Origin of the sequence: Kocuria sp. HMSC066H03 (assembly GCF_001812045.1) — a bacterium.
GTDB lineage: Bacteria > Actinomycetota > Actinomycetes > Actinomycetales > Micrococcaceae > Kocuria > Kocuria rhizophila.
The window spans coordinates 1,174,660-1,191,112 of the sequence record NZ_KV807506.1 but is presented as its reverse complement, the minus strand read 5'-3'; the positions used below and the strand labels follow the sequence as shown (position 1 = coordinate 1,191,112).

Sequence of the window (16,453 nt, the reverse complement as noted above, 5' to 3'; positions counted from 1 at the left end):
CCGGGGCCGGTGCGCGCGGGGCGGCACCTCGGGATCGGCAGTCCCGGTGTGACGTGCAAGACATTTCCGCATGGCGCCCGTCACTCACGAGCAATTCGTCCACGGGAAACCCCTTCGAGGAGTCTACCGTCCACGGATTCCCCCCGGTGTGGAGACGGAGTGCCCCGATTGCCCATACTGACCGGACGACGTGTCCGACGCGTTGCCGCTCGATCCTGCCCGCGGCCGTCGCGGCACCACCGAGTTCCACCCAGAGAAGAAAGGGACGCACCATGAGCGAGCCCATCCCCGCCGGTGGCGAGTCCGCCACCCGGGAGCCCACCCCGCCCGTGAATCCGGCGGTGGAGGCCTCCAAGAACTTCGGGATCACGCCCGAGCAGTACATGCTGCCCGCCAGCTCCGAGATCCGTCTGCTCAACCCGGACGGCACCGCCGTCCCCGAGTCCGAGCAGGGCCAGGAGCCCGGCCACGAGTACCCCATGCCGGACACCGAGCGACTGCTCAACGCCTACGAGAAGCTCGTGGTGGGCCGTCGCATCAACGACCAGAACATGGCGCTGGTGCGCCAGGGCCGCATGGCCGTGTACCCGTCCAGCCACGGCCAGGAGGCGTGCCAGGTGGCTGCCGCCCTGTGCCTCGAGGACGACGACTGGCTGTTCCCCACCTACCGCGACTCCGTGGCCGTGATGTCCCGCGGCGTGGACCCGCTGGAGGTCATGAGCACCTACCGCGGTGACTGGCACGGCGGCTACGACCCCAAGCAGTACAAGGTCTCCATCCAGGCCACCCCGCTCACCACGCAGCTGCTGCACGCGGTGGGCGTGGCCCACGCCGCCAAGCTGCGCGGCGAGAACACGGTGACGCTGGCCATGTGCGGTGACGGGGCGACGTCGGAGGGGGACTTCCACGAGGCCCTGAACTTCGCCGCCGTGTTCCAGCTGCCCGTGCTGTTCCTGGTGCAGAACAACGGCTACGCGATCTCCGTGCCGCTGTCCTCCCAGACGCGCGCGCCCTCCCTGGCCCACAAGGGCGTGGGCTACGGCATGGCCAGTGAGCGCGTGGACGGCAACGACCTCGCGGCCATGCTCTCCGTGCTGGGGCGCGGCATCGAGCTGTGCCGCCAGGGCGGCGGTCCGCTGCTCGTGGAGGCCATGACCTACCGCATGCAGGCGCACACCAACGCGGACGACGACACCCGCTACCGCGAGCGCGACGAGGTCAGCGAGTGGGTGGCCAAGGACCCGATCACCCGCATGCAGCGCTACCTGCAGGACCAGGGCGCGCTGGACGAGGACGTCACCGGCAAGATTTCCGAGCACGCCGAGGCCATGGCCAAGCGGCTGCGCGAGGCGATGTCCTCCAAGCCGGAGCTGGACCCGCAGGACCTGTTCCGCTTCGTGTACCACGAACCCACCACCCAGCTGCGCGAGCAGGGCGCCCAGCTCGCGGACGAGCTCTCCCGAGAGGAGGCGTGATGAGCGCTTCGAAAACCAGTTTCGCCAAGGCGCTGAACACCGCACTCGCGGACGCCATGGAGGCCTCCCGGGAGGTCGTGGTCTTCGGTGAGGACGTGGGCACCCTCGGTGGCGTCTTCCGCATCACCGACGGCCTGACCGCGCGCTTCGGCCGCGAGCGCTGCTTCGACACCCCGCTCGCGGAGTCCGGGATCATCGGCACCGCGGTGGGCATGGCCATGAACGGCATGCGCCCCGTGGCCGAGATGCAGTTCGACGCGTTCGCGTACCCGGCGTTCGAGCAGGTGGGCTCCCACGTGGCCAAGATGCACAACCGCACCCGGGGCAAGCTGAGCATGCCCCTGGTCATCCGCATCCCCTACGGCGGCGGCGTGGGCGGCGTGGAGCACCACTGCGACTCCTCCGAGTCCTACTACGCGCACACCCCCGGGCTGAAGGTCTTCACCCCGGCGTCCGTGACGGACGCGTACGTGATGCTGCGCGAGGCCATCGACTCCCCGGACCCCGTGGTGTTCTTCGAGCCCAAGCGGCTGTACTGGTCCACCGCGCAGGTGGACCTGGACGAGCTGCGCGAGCAGTACGAGAACGGGAACCTGCCCAAGCGCGAGGGCCACGCCGTCGTCGCCCGTGAGGGATCCGACGCGACCCTGATCTCCTACGGCCCGTCCGTGCCGGTGTGCCTGGCCGCGGCCGAGGAGGCCGCGAAGGACGGCATGTCCGTGGAGGTCATCGACCTCGGCTCCGTGGTCCCCTACGACGACGAGACCGTGGCCGCCTCCGTGCGCCGCACCGGGCGCGCCGTGGTGGTGGCCGAGTCCCAGGGCTTCGCGTCCGTGGCCTCGGAGATCGCCGCGCGCACCCAGGAGCGCTGCTTCCACTCGCTCGCCGCGCCGGTGCTGCGGGTCACGGGATTCGACATCCCCTACCCCTCACCGTCCTTCGAGCACCACCACATCCCGAGTTCCGAGCGCATCCTGGACGCGCTGGACGACCTGCAGTGGGAGGACTGACCCGTGAGCATCAATGTGTTCAACCTGCCCGACCTGGGCGAAGGGCTCACCGAGGCGGACATCCTCCGCTGGCTCGTGGCCGAGGGTGACACCGTCACCATGGACCAGCCCATCGTGGAGGTGGAGACCGCCAAGTCCGCCGTGGAGGTGCCCACCCCGTTCGAGGGCGTGGTCCACAAGCTGCACGGCGCGGAGGGCGACACCATGCTGGTGGACCAGCCGCTGATCTCCATCTCCGACGGCGTGGAGTCCCCCGAGGCCCCCGCCGGCTCCGGGACGGACGCGGACGCTCCCGGCGCCGAGCACGGCGCGAGCTACCGCGAGGAGGAGCTCGCGGGCACCACACCCTCGGCCGAGCTGTCCGTGGACGAGGCCGATCCCACCGCCGGCGAGGACGAGGAGTCCTCCGGCAACGTGCTGATCGGCTACGGCACCTCCGCCGCATCCTCGTCCCGCCGACGCCGCCGCAAGCGGGGTGCCGGTGCCGACGCCGCCGGGCAGGCCCACGAGGCGCTCGCCGAGGCGCCGCGGCTGGCTCCCACCGTGATCTCCCCGCTCGTGCGCAAGCTCGCCCGGGAGCACGGCGTGGACATCGCCGCCCTGCAGGGCAGCGGCCCCGGTGGTCTGATCATGCGCAAGGACGTCCTCGCGGCCATCGAGCAGGTGGACGACCAGCGGATGCGCGCCGACGCCGCCGGGCCGGCCCCCACGGGCCTGTCCGCCGCGGAGCCCGCGGCCCCCGCCCCCACCGGCCTGGCCGCCACGGGAGGTGCGGCACCCCGGGGTGGTGGCGCGGCGGCGTCGTCCCCGGCGGCCGCCGGGACCGACTCCCGCACCGGGCTGCCGATCGCGTCGCAGGAGCCCGTCAAGGGTGTGCGCAAGACCATTGCGGACGCCATGACCCGCTCCCGCACGGAGATCCCCGAGGCCACCGTGTGGGTGGACGTGGACGCCACCGAGCTGCTGAAGCTGCGCTCCGAGCTCAAGGCCAAGGACCCGGAGAACACGCCGAGCCTGCTCGCGCTGATCGCCCGGTTCACCGTGGCCGGGCTGCGGAAGTTCCCGCAGCTCAACGCCCGCGTGGACACCGCCGAGGACGGCTCCCGGACCATCACGCGCCTGCAGGGCGTGAACCTGGGCCTCGCGGTGGAGTCCGAGCGCGGACTCATGGTGCCGAACCTGCGCAACGCTGACCAGCTCAGCGCCATGGAGCTGACCGGCGCCATGCGGGAGATCATCCAGGTGGCCCGCTCCGGCAAGGCCAGCCCGGCCCAGCTGAGCGGATCCACGTTCACGCTGAACAACTACGGCGTGTTCGGCACGGACGGCGCCACCCCGATCATCAACCACCCCGAGGCCGCGATCCTGGGCATCGGGCGGATCATCGACAAGCCGTGGGTGGTGGACGGTGAACTGGCCGTCCGCAAGGTCACCACCGTGACCATCGCGTTCGACCACCGCGTGTGCGACGGCGGCGCGGCGGGCGGCTTCATCCGCTTCGTGGCGGACTGCATCGAGAACCCGGTGCGGGCGCTCACGCAGATCTGACCCGCACCGGGGCGCTCCGCCCCGGCAGGACCACGACGGCGCTCGGGCTTCGGCCCGGGCGCCGTCGGCGTTCGTAGGGTTCAGCGCTGGGGGGAGCCCAGTTCACGCTCGGCCCACGCCCGCAGGCGCTCCACCAGGGCCGGGGGCAGGTCCCCGCCAGCCATGGCGTGCTCGGAGCGTGTACGGGCGGTGCCCATCATGCGTTCGACGGCGCGCACGGAGCCGGAGCGCTCGAGCAGCTCGTGGGCGTGAGCGGCGTCGTCGTCCGTGAGAGTGCCCGCCGCAGCGCGCTCGCACAGGGAGCGCCACGCGGGGCCGTGGGGGCCGGAGGCCACGAACGTGCCCAGCACCGTGGGGCGGTCCGCGCGCAGCAGCTCACGCGCGCCGTGGCCACGGTCCGTGTGCCCGGCCAGGCGCAGCTCTCGCGCGAGACCGTGGGCCATGCCCAACGCGCGACCGGTGTCCGCCAGGGCGTTGACGTGGGCGGTGGGGGCGCCGCCCAGCACAGCACCCGCGCGCAGCGGTGCCTCGTAGCAGGGCACGGCGCTGCCGATCCGCAGGGCCTCCAGCACCTCGCCGTGCCCGACCGTGGCGGCACGCTGGGTGAGCTCGCCCAGGATCCGCTCCCCCGCCGCGGCGTGGAAGACCGAGTGGTCCAGGATCTCCAGGAGCTTGATCAGCCGGGACTCCGGCGCGTGGGACGTGGCCACCATGCGGTAGGCGGCGGCCAGGGCGATCTCGCTCGCGAGGGAGGTGTCGTGGACGGAGTCCTCGGAGGTCGCCGCAGCGTCGTCGTGCTCGTCCGCACCAGGCTGAGGGGACTGCACGGTTGCGTCGCCCGGGGACGCCGCACCGATCGCCGTTCCGGGGCTCACCCCCTCGCCGCGCAGCAGCAGGGCGGTGTTGAGCAGCTCGAAGCCCGCCGCCACGGCGTTGAGCACCGGGCGGGTGGGACGTGCGGGGTAGGCCTCCACCGCGGCCATCACGAAGTCCTGCTGCAGGCCCTCCGCGGCGTACGCGACCTCCGCAACCCGGGCCCACACGCGCTCGTAGCCGGGGCTGAGGTCCGCGGCCCGGCGCCGGGAGTGCTCCAGGAACCCGCGCACCGCTGTGGCGGGGGTGAACTCCTGGGACCTGCGCCCGGTCCCGCTGCTGGTGTACGAGGAGGTGGGCGTCATGAGTCCATTTCAGCACACGGCGCAAGCGCCGACGCCGGGTCAGACGGCCGGCATCAGCGCGAGCTGCACCGCGATGAACAGCATCACCAGGCCCACGCCCACGTCCACGATCCGCCACGTCAGCGGGGTGTTCAGCACGTGGGACAGCGCCCGGGCCCCGGCGCCGAGCGCCGTGAACCAGATGACCGATCCCGTGAACGCGCCCGCCGCGAAGATCCACCGCTGCTCTCCGTGCTGGTTGGCCAGGTTGCCCAGGATCAGGACCGCATCCAGGTAGGCGTGCGGGTTGAGCCACGTGAAGGCGAGCGTCGCGAGGACGACCCCGCGCAGCGAACCTGCTCCGCTGCCCGCGGCCTCCATGGTCTGGGGTTTCAGCGCGGACCTGAAGGACATCACCGCGAACACCACGAGGTACACGACTCCCGCCCAGCGGAAGGCGTTGATCAGCCACGGCACCTGCTCGACGAGCACCCCGATCCCCGCCGTGCCCAGCCCGATGAGGAAGATGTCCGAGACGATGCAGATGGCCACCACCACGCCCACGTGCTCGCGGCGGATGCCCTGCCGCAGCACGAACGCGTTCTGGGCGCCGATGGCCACGATCAGGGCCAGGCCGGTCACCAGCCCGGGAAGGAACGCAGAAGTCACCCGGACAAGGTACATCCCTGGCGTGACGTCCCCGACATTCGGACCGCGCCGAGGGACACCAGCGGTATGCTTTCCCCAGAAACGATTTTGCCGGGCGGTACGACGCCGCCCGCGCACCCCTGCGTGGAAGGACACCCATGAGCACCCCCGCCCTCGAGCAGCTCGCCCTCGACATCACCACCGAGGACGCCGACCGCCTGTTCACCACGGCTCGCACCGCGAGCCACTTCACGGACGAGCCCGTGACCGCGGAGCAGAGGCACACCATCTACGAGCTCACCAAGATGGGCCCCACGGCGTTCAACTCCCAGCCCCTGCGCATCACGTGGGTGGAGTCCCCCGAGGCCCGCGAGCGCCTGGTGCAGCACATGAACGGCGGCAACCAGGAGAAGACCCGCAAGGCTCCGCTGACCGCCATCCTGTCCTTCGACGAGAACTGGCACACCCGCTTCCCGGAGTTCCTCCCCGCGGCCCCTCACCTGCAGGGCATGTACGACGAGAACGCTGAGCTGCGCATGTCCAGCGGCACCGCCAACGCGCACATCCAGGTGGGCTACTTCATCATCGCCGCCCGCGCCGCCGGGCTGGCCGTGGGCCCCATGACCGGCTTCGACGCCCCCGCCGTGGACCGGGAGTTCTTCGAGGGCACGGGCAAGCGCTCCATCGTGGTGGTCAACCTGGGCCGTCCCCAGGCACCGAGCTATGAGCGCAATCCCCGCTTCGCCGTGGAGGACGTCACCGAGACCATCTGAGACGCCACGACGCCGCCGGGCCCCGCCGGTCGGGCCGCCACCGTGGCACCGCCGCCCGCGCGCTGGCTGTCCGCGCCACGGCTGTCCGTAGCGGCGTCGTGCACCTCGGCCCTGCGGGCCACGCGGTTCCAGGAGTTCCGTTCAGGACTTGCGGCTGACCCCTGCCGCCTCTGCACCCGCCCCGCCGTCCCCCGTGGCGAGTTTGGCGAGGACCGGCAGCGCGGCGTCGAGCGCGGCGACCTCCCGGGCGTCCAGTGTGGAGAGCACGTCCGCGACGAAGCCGTTGCGGCGCTCGTCCTCGCGCGCCAGCACCTCTTCCCCGGCGGGCGTGAGGGACACCAGCACGGCGCGGGCGTCCGTGGGGTCGGGATCGCGGCGCACCAGACCCGCCCTGCTCAAACGGTCCACACCCTGCGTGGCCGTGGGCGTGCGGACACCGAGGTTCGCGGCGATCGTGGTCATCCGCACCCCGCCCGGGCGCAGCATGGTCAACAGGCTGATCTGCTGGCTGGTGATCTGCCGGGACCCTTCCATGCTGCGCAGGAAATACACGCCGTGGCGCAGCACCTCCCGCAGGCGAGCCGCGCTCTGGAGCAGCTGGGCGCGGTCGACGTCGGGGGTGGAGGGGCGGGAGGTGTCCATGCCTCCGTATTTTAGGCCCGCAGCCTGCCGAGATCGCGGTGCCCTGGAGCACACCGACCCCGCAACGATTCCTCGTCGTTCCCTGAGCAGGCCTCCGGCGGGCCGCCGGGGCGTCCCCCGGACAGACCTCGGGCGGGAGGGGATGCCTTCCCCGTCCCGCCCGAGACCACCACGTCACGCTGCGCGGTGCGTGAGCGTCAGAGGCTCCGCAGCGCCTCCGCGAAGCGCTTGACCCCTTCGCGGATGCGCGCGGGGGCCACCCCCGAGAACGCGAGCCGCGCGGCGTTGGACTCACGGCCGTCCATGTAGGACGCCGAGCCCGGCACGAGCACCACGCCGTGGGCGATGGCCTCGGCCAGGATGTCCTTGCCCCGCAGCTCCTCCGCGGTGACCCACGTGAAGAACCCGCCGGAGGGCGTGGTCCAGGATGCCGAGTCCGGCATGTACTCCGTGAGCGCCTCCTCCATGGCGGTCCAGCGCTCCTTGTAGAGCTCAACGGCCCGGTCCAGCGCCGGTTCCCAGTGCTCGGAGCCCACCCAGGAGGTCACGAGCGACTGCGCCAGGTTGGACGGGTGGATCACCACGGACTCCGCGGCGATCTGCAGCCGCCCGCGCACCTCGGGCGGCGCCGCCATCCAGCCCACGCGCAGCCCGGGCGCGAAGATCTTGGAGAAGCTGCCCAGGTGGATCACGTGCTCCGGGTCCATGCCGTGCATCGAGGGCAGCGGTTCGCTGCGGTCGAAGGCCAGCAGCGCGTACGGGTCGTCCTCGACGATCATCACGTCCCGCTGCGCGCACACCTCCACGAGTTCACGACGCCGCTCCTCGGGCATGGTCACGCCGGTCGGGTTCTGGAAGCTCGGGATCGCGTACACGAACGGCACACGCTTTCCCTGGGCCGCCAGCTCGTCGAGCGCCCGGGCCACGGCCTCCGGCTTCATCCCGTCGTGATCCATCTCCACGTGGTGCACGTCCACCTCGTATGCGCCGAACACGCCGAGCGCCCCCACGTAGGTGGGCCCCTCGGCCACGATCACGTCACCGGGGTTGCAGTAGAGCTTGGTCACGAGGTCCAGCCCGGCCTGCGAGCCCGTGGTGGGGAGGATGTCCGCACCCGTCACGGTGGACCCGCCGCGGGCCATGAGCTTCACGACCAGCTCGCGCAGCCCGTCCATGCCCGCGCCCGAGCCGTACTGCAGGATCTCTCCGGCGTGCCCGCGCAGCAGCAGGGAGGCGACGTCGCCCACGGCGTCCGCGGGCAGCACGGACAGGTCCGGGTTGCCGCCGGCCAGCGACACCACGGAGGGGTCGCGGGCCACCTCGAACACGGCGCGGACCGGGGACGGGCGGAACTCCTCCGCGCGGGATGCGAAGCCCATCACTTCTCCGTTCCGTAGCGCGCGCCCGAGATGCCGTACGCGGGACCGTCCGCGGCGGCGTCGGCGCCCAGGCTGATCAGGGAGATCAGCTCGTAGACCACGTGAGCGGCGGCAATGCCGGTGAGCTCGGCGTGGTCGTACGCGGGCGAGACCTCCACCACGTCGCACGCGACCACGTCCAGCCCGCGCAGACCGCGCAGGATCTCCAGCACCTCGCGGCTCGTGATGCCGCCGGCCTCGGGGGTGCCGGTGCCGGGAGCGTGGGCGGGGTCCAGGACGTCGATGTCCAGGGAGATGTAGAGCGGGCGGTCCCCCACGCGCTCGCGCAGGGCCGCGACTACGGCGTCCACGCCGGAGCGCATGACGTCCGCGGAGGAGACGATCTCGAAGCCGAAGCGCGCGTCGTCCTCGAGGTCCTGCGTGCCGTAGAGCGGGCCGCGGGTGCCCACGTGCATCACGGCGTCGGTGTCGATGATCCCCTCCTCGAACGCGCGCCGGAACGGGGTGCCGTGCGTGTACTCGGCGCCGAAGTAGGTGTCCCACGTGTCCAGGTGGGCGTCGAAGTGCAGCAGCGCCACCTTGCCGTGGCGCGAGTGCGCGGCGCGCAGCAGGGGCAGCGCGATGGTGTGGTCGCCGCCGATCGCCACCACCTTGGTGGAGTCCCCCATGAGCTCCTTGGCCGCGGCCTCGATCGACTCGATGGCCTCCGGGATGTCGAACGGGTTGCCCACGATGTCCCCGGCGTCCGCCACCTGCAGGTTGGCGAACGGCGAGTGGTTCTGCGCGGGGTTGTAGGGGCGCAGCAGGCGGGAGGACTCACGCACGTGGTTGGGACCGAACCGGGCACCGGAGCGGTAGGACACCCCGGAGTCGAAGGGCACGCCCACGACGGCCACGTCCGTGTGCTCCACCTGGTCTGTGCGGGGCAGCCGCGCGAACGTGGCCGGCCCGGCCCACCGCGGCGTGAGTGCTGCGTTCACGGGCCCCACCCGCTGCTCACCAGCGCTGTTGGTCTCCACAATGCGTTCCGGTTCCACCCGTGCTCCTCTCGTCCCGGGATCGTCCGGGCGTCGTCCGGGGCCGCGTCGCTGGGGCCCCTGGTGCTGCGACCGATCGTCGCGGTGCTAGTTTTTGTGACCTGGTCCATAAACCCTAACGCCACGCACCCGCCCGGAAACGCAGCCGGACGAGGACGCGCGGCACCCTGTCCCCTGCCCGAGGAGAACCTCCGTGAACGTGCTCGTGATCGTGCTGTACCTGGCCGCCATGGTGGTGATCGGGCTGTGGGCCGCACGCCGCGCGCACACCGCCACGGACTACCGCGTGGCCGGCCGACGCCTGGGCGCGGGGCTCTACACCTCCACCATGGCCGCCGTGGTGCTGGGTGGTGCTTCCACCGTGGGCGGTGTGGGGCTGGGCTACCAGTACGGAATCTCCGGGATGTGGCTCGTGGTGGCCATCGCCACCGGGCTCGCGGTGCTGAGCCTCTTCTTCGCGCCGCGCATCCAGTCGCTGAAGGTGTTCACGGTCTCCCAGATGCTGCAGCTGCGCTACGGCGCGCGCGGTGGCGCCACGGCGTCGTCGTTCGTGATGCTCGCGTACACCGTGATGATCGCCGTGACCTCCACCGCGGCCTACGCCTCGATCTTCTCCGTGCTGTTCCCCATCTCCCGGCCGTGGGCCATCCTGCTGGGCGGCGTGGTGGTGATCGCCTACTCGGTGCTGGGCGGGATGTGGTCCATCACGCTCACGGACCTCATGCAGTTCGTGTTCATGACCATCGGGATCTTCGCGATCCTGCTGCCCTTCTCCCTCGCGGCCGGGGGTGGCTGGTCCGGGATCACCGAGCGCCTGGACGCCTCCTACTTCTCCGCTGGGTCCATGGGGTTCCAGGCGATCGTCACCCAGTTCGTGGTCTACGGCTTCGGCATGCTGATCGGCCAGGACATCTGGCAGCGCGTGTTCACGGCCCGCTCCCCCAAGGTTGCCCGCTGGGGCGGGCTGGCCGCGGCCGGGTACGTGGCCGTCTACGGCGTGGCCGGCGCCCTGATCGGCACCGCCGCGGCCGCCGTGCTCCCCACCCTCGAGGTGCCCGAGGAGGCCTTTGCGGCCATGGCCCAGTACCACGTGCCCGCCGGCCTGGGCGGGGTCGTTCTCGCGGCCGGGGTCGCAGCCATGATGTCCACGGCCTCCGGCGCCACGATCGCCGCGGCCACCGTGGCCCGCGTGGACGTGGTCCCCACGCTGCGCGGACTGTTCGGGGCCTCCCCCGAGGACGTGGAGCGCGCCCGCTCGGAGGAGGCCTCCGTGACGAAGGACCGGGTGTACGTGGTGGTGGTCGGACTCGTGATCACCGCGCTGTCCATGCTGGTCAGCTCCACCGTGGTGGCCCTGACCATCGCGTACGACCTGCTGGTGGGCGGGCTGCTCGTGGCCGTGCTGGGCGGGCTGGTCTGGCGCCGCGGCACCGCGGCCGGGGCCATGTGGTCCATGGCCGCCGGTGTGGTGGCCACCGTGGCGGGGATGCTCGCCTTTGGCGTGCTGGCCAACGCCCCCATCTACCTGGGACTCGTCAGCTCGGCCGTAGTATTCGTGGTGGTGTCGCTGGTGACCAGGCCCACGCCACCCCAGATCAGTGAAGAGTGGAACCGACGCATCCAGGAGTCCAAGGCATGAGCACCGAGAACAGCATCCCCGAGACCGGGGGGACCCAGGCGGCGTCGCGCCCCGAGCGCACCGTGGCCACGGCCGTGCTGGAGACCCTGCGCGGGTACGGCATCGACACCGTGTTCGGGATCCCCGGAACCCACTCGCTGGAGTTCTACCGGCCGCTGCGCGAGCTCGGGATCACCGCGATCACCACACGCCACGAGCAGGGCGCGTCCTACGGCGCAGACGGCTGGTCCCAGGTGCGCGGGCTGCCCGGGGTGGTCATCACCACTTCCGGGCCCGGCCTGCTGAACTCGCTGTCCGGCGCGGCCACCGCGTACGCCGAGTCCCGGCCCATGATCCTGCTGTCCCCGGGGCGCCCCGTGGGGCACGACTTCCGGGACATCGGCTCGCTGCACGAGACCAAGAACCCCTCCGCCGCCGTCAACGCGATCGTGGGCGTCTCCCGCCGCGTGACCTCCGGCGCCGAGGCCGTGACCATGATCCACGACGCCATGCGGGACTTCGCGCACTCGCGGCCCCGCCCCATCCACATCGAGATCCCGCTGGACATCCTCGAGACCGAGGCTGACGTCCCCGAGTCCGCGACGGCGCCGCGTCCCCTCGGCGAGCCCACGCCCGCCCCGGAGCACGACGTCGCCGCGGCCGTCTCCGCGCTCGCGGCCAGTGAGCGCCCGGTCATCCTGGCCGGCGGCGGCTCGCTCGCGGCCGGGGACCGGCTGCTGGAGCTGGCCGAGCTGCTCGAGGCCCCCGTGATCACCACGACCAACGGCAAGGGCGCGATCCCGGAGAAGCACCGGCTCTCGCTGGGCGCGGACCTGCGGCTGAGCACCGCGCACGAGTTCCTGCGCTCCGCGGACGCGCTGCTCGTGATCGGCTCCAAGGTGGGCGAGGCCGAGCTGTGGGGCGGTGACATCACCCCGCAGGGGCCGATCGTGCGCGTGGACATCATGCGCGACCAGATGTTGTGCAACCTCACCCCGGACGTGGAGGTCCCCGGCAACGCCGCCGCGGTGGTGCCGCAGCTGCTCGACGGGCTGCGCGCCGCGTTCGAGGCCTCCGACGCCGAGCCACGCCCCGAGCGCGACCTGCGCGAGGTCTTCGACGCCATGGACGAGGAGGGCCGCCAGTGGGCGCCGGACCTCGCCGCGCTCAACGAGACCATCATGGAGGTGGTCCCGGACGACACCATCCTGGCCGGTGACTCCTCCCAGGTCACCTACATGGGTTCCACCACTTTCTTCCGCGCGCCCGCGCCGCACTCGTTGCTCTACATGGGCACGTACGCCACGCTGGGCTACGGGCTGCCCGCGGCGGTGGGCGCCAAGCTGGCCGCGCCGGAGCGCCCGGTGGTGTGCCTGGTGGGTGACGGCGCCCTGATGTTCTCCATCCAGGAGCTCATGACCGCGGTGGAGCTGAACCTGGACCTGCCGGTGATCTGCGTGGACAACGGCGGCTACGGGGAGATCCGCCAGAACATGGTGGACCGGGACATCGACCCCCTGGCCGTGGACCTCGTCCAGCCGGACTGGGTGAAGCTCGCTGAGGGCTTCGGCGCCACCGGGTTCCCCGCCACCATGGACACCCTCGCGGAGACCGTGCAGAAGGCGCTCGCCACGAAGGGCCCGAGCCTGGTGCACCTGAAGATCTGACCAGCAGTGCGCCCTGCGCGCACGCCCGTGGCACGACGTCGCCGCCGAGCAGCTCGTTCGGCGGCCACGTCCTGTCCCAGGGCAGGGTGCCTTGCCGCACGAGCGCGTGCCGTATCTGCGGAGGGAGTCAGGCCGCCGCGTGGTCCTCGCGAGACCACGTGGCCGCGACCCACTCGCGCGCTTCCCGCGGGGTGCGCACCCGGACCACGCGCAGGGCCGGGTGGGTGCGCTCCAGGGCGGGGATGCGGTGCCGACAGCTGTTCCGTGTGGCCACCGCCCAGCGGATGATGTGCTCCGGGTCCGTGACGATGCTGCGCAGCGGGGCTTCCCGGTTGCCGTTCCACAGTTCTTCGCGGCGCAGGCTGCGCCGCACGGTCCGACGTACCACACGATGGAACGTCACCGTCCAGAAGGGGAGGTCGAGCCACACGAGGGTGTCGGCGCGCTCGGCGAGTAGGGGGCGGGCGGCGTCGTACTGCCACTCCGTGACCCACGACGGCTGGGACACCAGGCGCTGCACGTCCGCGACGAACTCGGGGCGCGGGGTCCAGCCCGGACCGTGGAACAGTGCGTCGATCTCCGTGTGGGGAATCCCGGAGCGCCTGGCAATCTCCCGGCAGAGCGTGGTCTTGCCCGCGCCGCTGACCCCGGCCACCAGAATGCGGCGGGGAGCGGGCGTGGGAGTGTCCATGCCGTGAGCCTATGCGCCCCGGCGAAGCCGCCCCGGAGGGGCCGTCCGCGACAGGCAGTGGCACCATCGGCAGTGTCCACGGCATTCACCGCCCCCGCGCGAAAGGAACTCCCATGACACCCGAGAAAACCCCCGGCCAGGACGCGGTCCGCGCGCACCTGCGCACCGCCATCGATGCGGCCACCCGCAGCGCCTCCGAGGGTGGTGGCCCGTTCGGCGCCGTGCTGGTCACTGCGGACGGGCAGGAGTTCATCGCGGTCAACCGCGTCACTGCCGAGAACGATCCCACGGCGCACGCCGAGATCTCTGTCATCCGCGCGGCCGCCGCTGCCCTGGGCACGCCCGACCTGTCCGGGGCCACGCTCTGCGTCAGCTGCGAACCGTGCCCCATGTGCCTCTGCGCGGCGCTGTGGGCCCGGCTGGCCCGCGTCTACTTCGCGGCGGACCGTCACGACGCCGCGCAGGGCGGTTTCGACGACGCCGCCTTCCACGACTTCTTCACAGCGTCCCGGGAGCAGCGGGACGCCATGCTTCCCGTGGAGCACAAGTCCGTGGAGAACTGCACCGAGCCCTTCGAGGCCTGGAAGGCGAACCCGGACCGTACCGACTACTGACTCGCACCCGCGCGCCTCCCCCGTGGGACGGGCAGTGTCCACGACACTGGGGCCCGTACAGGTGCGGCTGCGGCGCACAGGTGAGGGGCGGCGGCAGATCATGCCGCGCACCTCCCCCACGCCGCCCGCAGCACCTGGTGCCAGGCGCCATGACCGGGTTCGCCTCCCCACGACGTCCCCTGGGACGAGCGCGGGCTGCGGCTCCGACCGACCCGTTTCCGAACCACCGACCGAGCACGAGGAGAACCCGTGAGCATCCCGCAGCCCATGACGTCCGGAGCGGTTCCCGCCAGCGAGTCCAGCCCCACCGAACTGGTGCTGACCCTCGACTGCGCCGAGCAGCCGGGGATCGTGCACGCCGTGAGCGGTGTGCTCCTGGAGCACGGTGCCAACATCGTGGAGCTGACCCAGTACGACGACCGCCGCCTGGGCCACTTCTTCATGCGCGTGCACATGGCCCCTCTGGAGGGCAGCGCACTGTCCGAGGACGCCCTGCGGCGTGATCTCACCCCGGTGGCCGAGCGGTTCGGGATGCGCTGGGAGCTGCACGAGCACCGGGCCCGGCGCCGCGTGCTGGTGATGGTCTCCAAGTTCGAGCACTGCCTCAACGACCTGCTCTTCCGCGCCCGCACCGGGGAGCTGCCGGTGGAGATCGTGGCCGTGGTCTCCAACCACCTGGACCACCAGCGCCTGGTGGAGTGGCACGGCATCCCGTTCTTCCACGTGCCCGTCACCAAGGACACCAAGCCGGAGGCGGAGGCGCGGCTGCTGGAGCTCGTGGACCGCTTCGAGGTGGACCTGGTGGTGCTCGCCCGGTACATGCAGGTACTCAGCGACTCCCTGGCCACCCGGATGGAGGGCCGGGTGATCAACATCCACCACTCGTTCCTGCCGTCCTTCAAGGGCGCCAAGCCGTACCACCAGGCCTATGCGCGCGGGGTCAAGACCGTGGGCGCCACCGCGCACTACGTCAACGCTGAGCTGGACGAGGGGCCGATCATCGCCCAGCAGGTGGTGGAGGTGAACCACGCCTACGGGCCGGAGGACCTCGTGGCCGCGGGCAGGGACACCGAGTGCAAGGCGCTCTCGGACGCCGTCCGCTGGCACTGCGAGGGCCGGGTGATCCTGCACGAGGGCAAGACCGTGGTCCTGCGGTGACGGCGGCCGGGCAACGGTCTCGGTTCCCCGTTCCACCGGGCAGGCCGGGCCCTGCGGGCAGCCGCCGAACCACCGCCCACCACGACGACGCCGCGGCACCTCCCGCTCCGCCCTCCGCCCCCGTGCGCCCTCCCGGGGTGGACGGCGAAGAGCGTGTCGTCCATCTGGACCCCGAGCGGTTCATGTGCGTCCGCACGGACGGCCCGGACACCGGCAGGCCCCTGGTCCTGGTGACCGGGATCGGCTTCGACCTCACCTCGTGGCCGGAACAGTTCGTGACCGGACTGTGCGAGCACGGTCACCGCGTGATCCGCATCGACAACCGGGACGTGGGCCGGTCCTTCCGTGCGTCCTCGGCCTCCCCCACTGCCCGGCAGCTGCTGCGCGGGAACCTGCCCGATGGGCAGTACACCGTGGAGAACATGGCCCGGGACGTCGCCGACACCCTGAAGGCACTGGACGTGGACTGCGCGGACGTCCTGGGGTTCTCCCTGGGTGGGATGATCGCCCAGTCCCTCGCGGCCCACCACCCCCGGCGGGTGCGGCGGCTGGTCTCCCTGTGCTCCACCACGGGCGCGCCGTCGGTGGGAACGGTTGCAGCGTCCACGGCCGCCATGCTGGCCCTGCCCGGCGCACGCACCCGGGGCGCGTTCATCGCCTCACGGCTCGTGATGGCCCGCCACCTCGCGGGCACCGGCTTCCCCGTGGACCGGGCGCACGAGCGGCGGCTCGCGGCGGCCCACTGGGACCGCAGCCTGGACCCGCGCCAGGAGACCGCAGCCATGCGGCGTCAGATCGGCGCCATCCGCGCGTCCGGGGACCGCACCGAGGCGCTGAGCCAAATCACGGCGCCCACGCTGGTGATCCACGGGGACCGCGACAGGATCGTGCGCCCGGACGGCGGCCCCGCCACCGCCGAGGCCGTTGCCGGAGCCCGCTTCGTGAGCGTCCCGGGCATGGGGCACCAGGTGCACCCCCTGGTGGTGCCACGGCTGCTGCCCCCGGTGCTCGAGCACCTGGGGCCGTGACGACCGTC

The 16,453-nt window shown here is 71.8% G+C and carries 15 protein-coding genes; 9 read left to right on the top strand and 6 right to left on the bottom strand.

The genetic code is table 11. From position 1 onward, the window contains the following. Positions 1 to 272: 272 nt before the first annotated feature. From HMPREF2833_RS08740 to HMPREF2833_RS08730, 3 genes are read left to right on the top strand one after another with little or no spacing between them, the layout of a single operon-like run. Complete coding sequence (locus HMPREF2833_RS08740) at positions 273 to 1,475, top strand: thiamine pyrophosphate-dependent dehydrogenase E1 component subunit alpha (RefSeq protein ID WP_070637478.1); 1,203 nt, start codon at positions 273 to 275, stop codon at positions 1,473 to 1,475. After that, positions 1,475 to 2,485 carry an alpha-ketoacid dehydrogenase subunit beta gene (locus tag HMPREF2833_RS08735; protein ID WP_070637475.1) on the top strand — a complete coding sequence of 337 codons (1,011 nt, stop codon included), beginning with the start codon at positions 1,475 to 1,477 and terminating at the stop codon, positions 2,483 to 2,485. Before HMPREF2833_RS08740 ends, HMPREF2833_RS08735 begins: the two co-directional genes overlap by 1 nt. 3 nt (positions 2,486 to 2,488) lie before the next feature. Continuing rightward, positions 2,489 to 4,033, top strand: a complete 1,545-nt coding sequence (locus HMPREF2833_RS08730) for a dihydrolipoamide acetyltransferase family protein (protein WP_070637473.1) — start codon at positions 2,489 to 2,491, stop codon at positions 4,031 to 4,033. Between the two features lie 80 nt (positions 4,034 to 4,113). Here the strand turns inward: HMPREF2833_RS08730 and HMPREF2833_RS08725 are convergent, their stop codons facing one another. Then, complete coding sequence (locus tag HMPREF2833_RS08725; RefSeq protein WP_070637471.1) at positions 4,114 to 5,211, bottom strand: polyprenyl synthetase family protein; 1,098 nt, start codon at positions 5,209 to 5,211, stop codon at positions 4,114 to 4,116. 39 nt (positions 5,212 to 5,250) lie between these two features. Further along, on the bottom strand, positions 5,251 to 5,874 hold the full coding sequence (locus HMPREF2833_RS08720; protein ID WP_047978916.1) for a LysE/ArgO family amino acid transporter: 624 nt from the start codon (positions 5,872 to 5,874) through the stop codon (positions 5,251 to 5,253). A gap of 122 nt (positions 5,875 to 5,996) precedes the next feature. On the opposite strand from HMPREF2833_RS08720, the gene HMPREF2833_RS08715 reads away from it, so the two are divergent. Beyond that, positions 5,997 to 6,611, top strand: coding sequence for a malonic semialdehyde reductase (locus tag HMPREF2833_RS08715; RefSeq protein ID WP_070637469.1), 615 nt, complete (start codon positions 5,997 to 5,999; stop codon positions 6,609 to 6,611). Positions 6,612 to 6,752: 141 nt separating this feature from the next. Here the strand turns inward: HMPREF2833_RS08715 and HMPREF2833_RS08710 are convergent, their stop codons facing one another. From HMPREF2833_RS08710 to speB, 3 genes are all read right to left on the bottom strand, one after another. Beyond that, positions 6,753 to 7,253 carry a MarR family winged helix-turn-helix transcriptional regulator gene (locus HMPREF2833_RS08710; protein WP_070637467.1) on the bottom strand — a complete coding sequence of 167 codons (501 nt, stop codon included), beginning with the start codon at positions 7,251 to 7,253 and terminating at the stop codon, positions 6,753 to 6,755. A 197-nt stretch (positions 7,254 to 7,450) separates the two neighbouring features. Then, positions 7,451 to 8,632 carry an aminotransferase-like domain-containing protein gene (locus HMPREF2833_RS08705; RefSeq protein WP_070637465.1) on the bottom strand — a complete coding sequence of 394 codons (1,182 nt, stop codon included), beginning with the start codon at positions 8,630 to 8,632 and terminating at the stop codon, positions 7,451 to 7,453. Continuing rightward, entirely contained in the window at positions 8,632 to 9,669 is a 1,038-nt protein-coding gene (speB, locus tag HMPREF2833_RS08700) for an agmatinase (RefSeq protein WP_019310800.1), read from the bottom strand. Before speB ends, HMPREF2833_RS08705 begins: the two co-directional genes overlap by 1 nt. Before the next feature lie 193 nt (positions 9,670 to 9,862). Between speB and HMPREF2833_RS08695 the strand changes: the two genes are divergently transcribed. Beyond that, positions 9,863 to 11,308, top strand: coding sequence for a sodium:solute symporter family protein (locus tag HMPREF2833_RS08695; RefSeq protein ID WP_070637463.1), 1,446 nt, complete (start codon positions 9,863 to 9,865; stop codon positions 11,306 to 11,308). Then, positions 11,305 to 12,954, top strand: coding sequence for a thiamine pyrophosphate-binding protein (locus HMPREF2833_RS08690; RefSeq protein ID WP_070637462.1), 1,650 nt, complete (start codon positions 11,305 to 11,307; stop codon positions 12,952 to 12,954). The genes HMPREF2833_RS08695 and HMPREF2833_RS08690 overlap by 4 nt, the downstream gene beginning before the upstream one ends. A 127-nt stretch (positions 12,955 to 13,081) precedes the next feature. On the opposite strand, the gene HMPREF2833_RS08685 is transcribed toward HMPREF2833_RS08690, so the two are convergent. Then, positions 13,082 to 13,645: a P-loop NTPase family protein gene (locus HMPREF2833_RS08685; RefSeq protein WP_070637461.1), complete on the bottom strand. Its 564-nt coding sequence runs from the start codon at positions 13,643 to 13,645 to the stop codon at positions 13,082 to 13,084. Positions 13,646 to 13,758: 113 nt separating this feature from the next. Between HMPREF2833_RS08685 and HMPREF2833_RS08680 the strand changes: the two genes are divergently transcribed. From HMPREF2833_RS08680 to HMPREF2833_RS08670, 3 genes are all read left to right on the top strand, one after another. Continuing rightward, positions 13,759 to 14,259 carry a nucleoside deaminase gene (locus HMPREF2833_RS08680; RefSeq protein WP_070637460.1) on the top strand — a complete coding sequence of 167 codons (501 nt, stop codon included), beginning with the start codon at positions 13,759 to 13,761 and terminating at the stop codon, positions 14,257 to 14,259. 267 nt (positions 14,260 to 14,526) lie between these two features. Further along, entirely contained in the window at positions 14,527 to 15,417 is an 891-nt protein-coding gene (gene purU / locus HMPREF2833_RS08675) for a formyltetrahydrofolate deformylase (protein WP_070637638.1), read from the top strand. Positions 15,418 to 15,554: 137 nt separating this feature from the next. Beyond that, the gene (locus HMPREF2833_RS08670) at positions 15,555 to 16,445 is read left to right on the top strand and encodes an alpha/beta fold hydrolase (protein WP_246829104.1); all 891 of its coding nucleotides are present in this window, start codon (positions 15,555 to 15,557) and stop codon (positions 16,443 to 16,445) included. The last annotated feature ends 8 nt before the right edge of the window (positions 16,446 to 16,453 follow it).